General features: G+C 59.7%; 3 protein-coding genes. All 3 read left to right on the top strand.

The genetic code is table 11. The features are described 5' to 3' along the window. Positions 1-228: 228 nt before the first annotated feature. Entirely contained in the window at positions 229-1,179 is a 951-nt protein-coding gene (locus HKN06_07970) for an IS110 family transposase (protein ID NNF61250.1), read from the top strand. A gap of 259 nt (positions 1,180-1,438) precedes the next feature. Next, positions 1,439-5,146 carry a hypothetical protein gene (locus tag HKN06_07965; protein ID NNF61249.1) on the top strand — a complete coding sequence of 1,236 codons (3,708 nt, stop codon included), beginning with the start codon at positions 1,439-1,441 and terminating at the stop codon, positions 5,144-5,146. A 285-nt stretch (positions 5,147-5,431) separates the two neighbouring features. Next, positions 5,432-5,938 (top strand): ergothioneine biosynthesis protein EgtB (locus HKN06_07960; GenBank protein ID NNF61248.1); only part of this gene is annotated, 507 nt, incomplete at its 3' end.

Raw genomic sequence — 5,938 nt, 5'->3', positions numbered from 1 at the left:
GAAGCCGCTTGTATGGTAACTGCGCCTGATATCTGGAGGATTAAAGGCGCCGGGATGGGAGGGACTTAAGCCGCTTCTGGCCTGTTGGCACAGACTGTAGGAGACATCGTCCCCATCCCCTCACCAAAGAACGCCAATTAGGAATCTAGCTGCGTACACAGCCGATTGATTTGCAAGCTCGCGTCCGGTGAGTTCCCGGCGTCACGGTCATTAGCCGCGGAGGTTATTGTGGCAAATCAAGTGGAACAAATCACCCTCGGTGTCGACGTGTCTAAGGACGAACTCGTCGTATTTAACTGGAATTCGAAGGATCTTTCGAAGCTATCTAACGAGCCGGCGACGATCAGGGCCTGGCTGAGAACCCTTCAGGGTCCGGTCCGCATCGCGATCGAGCCGACCTCGAGCTATCACCTGGCGTTTGTCGAACAGGCGATGGCACGCGGTTGCTCGGTCTATCTGGTCAACCCGCGTCAGCTCGCGCACTACCGTGAAGCGGTCAATGAGCGCAACAAAACCGATCCTGACGATGCGTATTTGCTGGCGCGCTACCTGAACAACGAAGCCAGCCAGCTGCGCGCGTATGAGCCGTTGGACCCTAAGGCACAGCGATTGTGGACCCTACTCAAACGTCGCGCGGTGGTGGTCGATGCGAGAAAACAACTCAGGCAAAGCCTCGCTGAGGCGCAACTGCCGAGCCAGGCACTGTTCACTCAGTTCCGGCACGTGCTGGCCCGCATCGACGCACGCATCGACAAACTGATCGGGCAACTGGGCTGGTCAGACGACTATCAGCGCTGTCTGTCGGTGCCCGGCTTTGGGCGCCTTAACGCCGCCGCCCTGGTGTGCGCTTATCGTCGCGGTGCGTTCGCCAGTAGCGACGCCTTCGTCGCCTTTCTCGGCCTCGATATACGGGTACGTGACTCGGGCCAATTCAAAGGAAAGCGCAAACTCACCAAACGCGGTGAATCAGAACTGCGACGGCTGCTGTACTGCGCAACCAAACCCGCGCGCACCTACCCACCCTTCGATCGATACCGACAAAGACAACTCGACAAGGGTCTTCCGAAGATCGCCGCCAATGTCATCCTGGCGCGCAAGCTGGCCCGCATCGCCTTCGCCCTGCTGCGCGATCAGACAACATTCCGAAAACAGCCAATGGAGGCTTGCCCAACGCCATAGAATCTCCTACATGCAAACCCGGCAACGCGCATGCTCTGAATGATTATTAGACGCAACACAGAATCCGGGTTTTTTCTTTACAACGCTGCATTCTTTTCTACACTCAAACTGAACCGGAACAATACGTATTACACCGGCCGGGGCATTCGACATGCCGCTTGTACCAAGACTAATTCCAACCAGTATCCCGCCTTGGGATTCATGGAGGTTACTCATGGGCTGCAAATCACGGACAGGTTATTCGCGCCTGGCAAAATTTTTGTCGTCTCTCACCCTGGCGGCACTCCTGGGCGTCAGCGGTCCCGCCGTTGCGGCCCTGAATATCTCGGCCACCGCAGCCATCGATACCGGCAGGCTTGGCGAGTTTGTGCCCATCGAGTTCATAGTGACCAATACAGACGGCTTCTCGCGCACCGGCGTGCAGATAACAATGGTTTATCCTGCGAACCTCGTCCAGGCGTTCGAAATCTACTTCGATGGCGACTGCCCGAGCACTACCTGCACCGAGGGTGAAACCGTCACATGGACGCTGGGTACGGTAGCGGCCGATAGTGCTGTCAGCGTGACCTTGCCGGTGTTTGTCAGCCCGGGAGCTGCCGACGGGGCGACTATCACGTTCGCACCAACCGTGACCGACGACACGCCGGATAACGACTCCGCGTCGACTTCAGTCATTGTTGACACCAATGCTGCCTACGATGTCGGGCTGGCTGAAAGCCGTGACCCGGCAATTGCGGGCTCGCAGCTCACCTACAGGATTTCTTACGGTTACCGCGCAGACGCTGCGGCCGTCAGCCTCTCGACGCTGCGTTTTCCGGTTCCGGCCAATACAACCTTTGTTTCCGCGACCGGTGGCGGAACGCTCAACGCCGGCAACGTCGACTGGGTGCTGGGCAACCTCGAGCCTGGCGACAGTGGTGTACGTGAAGTCACTGTACAACTCGATGGCAGCCTGAACCCGGCAGACCTGGTGTCTGCAAGTGCGGAGCTCTTCGCCAATGCCACACCAACCGAGAATGTCATCTCGCAGGCCAACACCGTAATTGGCCAGGCCGGCGGACTTGCTCTGGCTGTCGAGTCGAACGTCAATCCATCGCGCCCATCAGAGCTGGCGCACATCAATCTGTTGGTCACCAACACCGATCCATTCACGCAGCTTGGCGTAACCCTCGAGGTTTATACGCCTGAAGACCTGGAGCAGATTTTCGAGACTGCGTTCGACGGCGACTGCGCCAGCACGACCTGCACGGCCGGTGAAACCATATCGTTTACGCTTGGCGATATCCCGGCCAATGGCTCAGTGACGGTACACATCCCGCCATTTGTGCAGAACATTGCGACCGGCGGCGAACTGATCAGCTTCCTGGCCACCGTGACCGACAGCCTGGGCCGACAGGCCCGTCACACTGAAACACTGCGCGTACAAACCGATACCCGGTACGATTTGTCCATTGCCGAAAACAGTGATCCGGCCACGGCCGGGGCGTCGCTCACCTACCGGCTCAATTTCGGTTACCGGGAGGACGCAGGGTCAGTGAGCAACACCCTCTTGCGGCTGCCGATACCGGACAACCTGACGTTTTCATCAGCAACCGAGGGGGGCTCGATCGTCAGCGGTGCCGTACAGTGGGCGCTGGGCGTGCTGCTGCCGGGCGACAGTGGAATACGCGAAGCAACGTTTACGCTCGACGGCGGGCTTTCCGCTGCTGACGTGATCGCAGCGACAGCCGAAATCTCGAGCGTGACGGATCCCGGCGAGGCAGCGCGGGCCGAGGCCAGCACGGTTATTGCCGCGCAAGGCGGGCTGCAGCTGGCCATCGAAAACAATCCCGGCCCCGGCCGCATCACCGAGCTGCTCAACCTGGACCTGACGGTGTCCAACACCGATGTCTTCCCGCGCTTTGGTGTGGAACTCATTGGTATTTTTCCACAAGACCTGACGCAACTGTTCGAAACTGCTTTCGACGGTGATTGTGGCAGTACGACCTGCACGGGCGGTGAGCGGGTGACCTTCACCCTGGGACAGATCAATGCCGGACAAACGGTGACTCTCAATATGCCACCGTTCATACAGAATATTGCGACTGGCGGCGAGCTGATCAACTTCTTCATGACGGCCCAGGACGATCAGGGTGCGCAGACCCGGCAGCTCGAAACCGTACGCGTACAAAGCGACAGCCAGTACGAGTTGACGCTGCACGAATCCAGCGATCCGGCGCTTGCCGGGACAAATCTCGATTACAAGCTCACCTATGCTTATCGCATTGATGCAGCGGCCGTGAGCCAGTCGGTCTTGCGTATGCCGCTGCCAGACGGAACAGCTTTCGTGTCTGCGACCGGCGGCGGCGTGCTGAACGCCGGCGCTGTCGAGTGGCAGCTGGGCTTTCTGCAGCCCGGCGACAACGGGATCCGTGAAGTGACCCTGGCACTCAATGGCGGTCTTGCAGCTGCTGCGATGGTAGAAGCAAACGCCGAAATATTCAGCACTTCACTACCCATCGAACGGGCGCGAGCTGAGGCAAACACCAGCATCGCATCGACGCAGCCACTGTCGCTGGCCATCGAAACAAATCCCGATGCCGCGCGCCTGGACGAACTGGGCGAGCTGGTGTTCACCGTGACCAACAATGACCCGTTTATGCGATTTGGCGTCGAGCTTGTCGGTATGTTTCCTCAAAACTACAGCCAGTCGTTCGAGCTCTATTTCGACGGGGATTGCGGCAGCACGTCCTGCTCTACTGGCGAGACCGTCACCTGGCAGCTCGGCGACATCCCGGCCGGTGACTCGAAGACGGTTGGCATGCAGGTCGACGTGGTGCCCAACCAGACCGGCGATGCGTTGATCCCGCTGTTTGCGCGCGCGACCGACGACCAGGGCACTCAGGCGCTGCGCGGCGATACCATGCGGATTCAGCCCGACACCGTTTACGATGTCGCATTGAATGAAAGCGCTGACCCCGCCACACCGGGATCGACACTGGTCTACGACGTCACCTGGGGCTATCGCGACGACGCGGCCGCTGTGGCCGATACCTCGCTGCACCTGAACCTGCCTGACGGTGTGACCTTCCAGTCCGCCAGCGACGGCGGCGTGCTCAACGGCGATGCGGTCGAATGGGGCCTGGGCTTTCTGCAGCCAGGCAACGCCGGCATCCGCACTGCGACGGTAACGATCGATGCCGGCACAAGTGCTGGCACCGTGCTCGAGGCATCGGCGGATCTGCATGGCGGCAGCACACCCGATGACGGGGCGCGCGCCGAGACCAACACGGTGGTACGTGCGAGCGCTCCATTGTCGCTCGAAATTACACCCGTCGTGTTCAGCGCCATCGACGGACGCCCGATCCAGTCGTTTATAAAAGTGACCAACAACGATGCGTTCACGCGCTTTGGCGTAACGCTGCAGGGACGCTTTCCGGAACATCTCACACAATACTTTGAGAGCGACCCCGACTTCGACGGCGACTGCAGCAGTACATCCTGCACTGCGAGTGAGAGGATTACCTGGCCGGTAGTCGATATTCCGGCAGGCCAGTCCGTCACCGTGAGTTTCGCCCCGAGTCCGTCACCGACCGTCGATGGTCGCCTGATTAACTTTCTCGCGTGGGTCGAGGATGACCAGGGTGTGCAGGCGCGCGCCGGCGAATCCTACCCGACCGGCTGTATCGAAGAGCTGGACGTCGACTGCGACGGTGTCGCTGCCGGTACTGACAACTGCCTGGTGGTACCAAACACGCCGCAACGCGATACCGACGGTGATGGTTTTGGCAATCGCTGTGACGCTGACCTTAATAACGACAACATCGTCGACCTTAACGATCTCGCTATTTTTCGGGCTGCTTTTCTCACGACCCCTGCAGATGCGGCATGGAACCCCGATGCCGACCTTGATGGCAATGACAGTGTCGGCCTGCAGGACCTGGCGATCGTGCGTCAGCTCTTCCTGCTGCCACCCGGCCCCAACTAAATGCAGGCCCGTTTGCAGGAACGGCTTTAGCATCGAATTGCTCACTGCGCGGGAACAAGCATCCCGTGGGAGCGACTTCAGTCGCGACTACTAGCGACTGTGCCAGGTAGTCGCGGCTAGAGCCGCTCCCACGATGATCTGTCACATTGTGGGAACAAGCATCCCGCGGGAGCGGCTTCAGCCGCGAAAAAACCCGCGACATACCCGGCGCCCCGATAATTTTTGCTGCAAACCCGCGCGTGTTATTCTTTGCATCCAGCCAAACTGGTCCTTTCAAACGCTTTCATGTCCCATCCAGCTGACAGGCCCGTCCCCGGCGGGGGCGCAGCACTGCAGGAAACGCCGGGCGAGAAATTCCGCCGGGTACGTGCAACCACCACCTCGCTGTGCACCACGCTTGCACCGGAAGACACCGTGGTGCAGTCGATGCCGGACGCCAGCCCGACAAAGTGGCACCTGGCCCATACCAGCTGGTTTTTCGAGAACTTCCTGCTGGCGCGCCAGCCTGGCTACCAGCCTTTCGATGAACAGTTCAGCTTCCTGTTCAACTCCTACTACTTCACAGTTGGCCAGATGCATGCGCGGCCGCGGCGCGGGCTGCTGTCACGACCAACGCTGGCCGAGGTTATGGCTTACCGTGAACATGTCGATGCGGCGATGGCGTCTTTGCTTGCCGATCCCGATGATGAAACCGCTTTTCTCGCGGAGCTGGGGTTGAACCACGAGCAGCAGCACCAGGAGCTGATTCTTACCGACATCAAGCACGTGTTTTCCTGCAACCCGCTGCGGCCG

Source organism: Gammaproteobacteria bacterium, assembly GCA_013003425.1.
GTDB lineage: Bacteria > Pseudomonadota > Gammaproteobacteria > Steroidobacterales > JABDKV01 > JABDJB01.
The sequence above is the reverse complement of the archived record's forward strand: the minus strand, read 5'-3'. Positions and strand labels throughout refer to the sequence as shown.